1 protein-coding gene is annotated in these 1,754 nt (G+C 52.3%); it reads right to left on the bottom strand.

Translation table 11 applies throughout. The features are described from left to right. Positions 1 to 161: 161 nt before the first annotated feature. Positions 162 to 1,649: an IS1182 family transposase gene (locus tag BUB04_RS18590; protein WP_073042299.1), complete on the bottom strand. Its 1,488-nt coding sequence runs from the start codon at positions 1,647 to 1,649 to the stop codon at positions 162 to 164. Between the last annotated feature and the right edge of the window lie 105 nt (positions 1,650 to 1,754).

Genomic DNA, 1,754 nt, shown 5'->3' with positions numbered 1-1,754 from the left:
AGGAGGCTGTCCGAGAACGCTGCTTTTATCAAACAACTTCATAGTTGTGAGAAGGCGATATGGGCGGAAATGCTATGATAGCCTGTCGAGCACCTCTTCAGGGAGCGTTGGAGGCATCTGCGGAGCCCCAAAAACAGTCGAAGCGGGCTCGAACCGCCTCCTCAGGCGGCCAGCTGCATCATTCGCCTTTCCCTAAGATCTACGATGCCGCCCAGAATAGCCCTTGCAACCTTCGAAATGTTGTGAGCAGCGCACATCAGGGCAAACTCGCCCTTCACCTTTTCAAGTCCTCTCAAAAGGAACCCTCGGAACCCAAGATTCTTCATGTGCCCAAAGACGGGTTCCACAATTGTCTTGCGCTTACGATAGGTCTCCCTCGCTTGCGGCTCGCTCATCTTGTGCGCCATCTTCCGACGCAAATCCTCGTAGCCATCCGTCCTGATGGTTCGGGGAGCGCCACGTTTCGACCGGCAACAACGGGGCCGGTGTTCACACTGTTGGCATGCCTGAACCTCAGCCTGATAAAGCCGCCTCCCGTCTTTTCCCACCCGGCAACATTCCAACCGATGACCCCCGGGGCAGATAAAACTGTCGCTTTGTTCATCGTAGACAAATTCCGCCTTGTCTATCCATTTGGACGACTTCTTTTTTCCTTCACGTCCCGGCGCTATGTAGCCATCGACTTGGGCTTGCTCCAGCTTTTCCAGATTCTCCCCCGACATGTAGCCGTTGTCCGCGCTGAGCTTTTCCGGCACCCGGCCCATGGTCGTTTTCACCTGATCAAGGGCTTCTCCCAGCTCCCCGCTGTCATTGCAGGCCGTGCTCACATGTTGGCCTACAATAATCTGGTGCTCTTCATCCACGCAGATCTGGGCGTTGTAGGCATAGTCGAACTGCCCATTTTTCCCCATGATCCGCGCATCCTTGTCCGCAAAGCTGATCTGCTTTTTGGGATCAATGGGTTTGCCTGGATTCTCGTCTTTTTCTCTTCTCTCCAGAGCCTCTTTCGCTTCTTGGAGTTTCTGCAGGCGCTTTTGTTTTTCCTCCAGATCTTTGGGAATCTCGTAGCCGCTCGCGTCTCCGAGCTCTGCATCTTCGCCTTCGTCACACTGGCGCGCCTGCTCAAGCATGGCTTCCACTTGTCCGCCCAGTTCCTTTTCCAGTTGCTCTATGCGCCCGTAGCTCATGGCTTTGTGCTTGGAGGTGTTGGCCTTAAACTTGGACCCATCCAGAGCCACGTGGCCCAATCGGACCAAGCCCAATCCCTTGGCCAGTCGAGCGCTCTGAATAAAACACGAACGCAGGAACTCCAGATGATTCTTGCGAAAGTCGCTCAGTACGCGAAAGTCTGGCTTGTGCAAATGAGCGATGTACATAAAGCCCAAATCTTCTCGGCACTTCTGGGCGATTTTTCGGGAACTGAAAACACCATGGCTGTAAGCGTAAATGAGGATTCCAACCAGTATCCTTGGGGGATAAGCTCTCTGCCCAATAGGACTGTATTGCTCTTCCACACTGGATGTGTCGAGCATCTGAAAAATATCATCAAAAACAAAACATGGGTGATCCTTGGGCAGCAGGTCGAATATATAAGTCGGAAAAAGTTGCCGTTGCCGGAACTGAATCGGATCAGTCTTGAATGGAATCATAGTGCCGCTCCCCCAAATGAGTCTAACGCTCATGGGAACAACATATCAGCGTAGCACTATACTGTCAAGTACAAATAGCGTATGCATATGAGATTAACATCTCAT

Source organism: Desulfacinum infernum DSM 9756 (assembly GCF_900129305.1).
Taxonomy (GTDB): domain Bacteria; phylum Desulfobacterota; class Syntrophobacteria; order Syntrophobacterales; family DSM-9756; genus Desulfacinum; species Desulfacinum infernum.
Note: the sequence above shows the minus strand (reverse complement) of the source record. Positions and strands in the feature narration are given on the sequence as shown.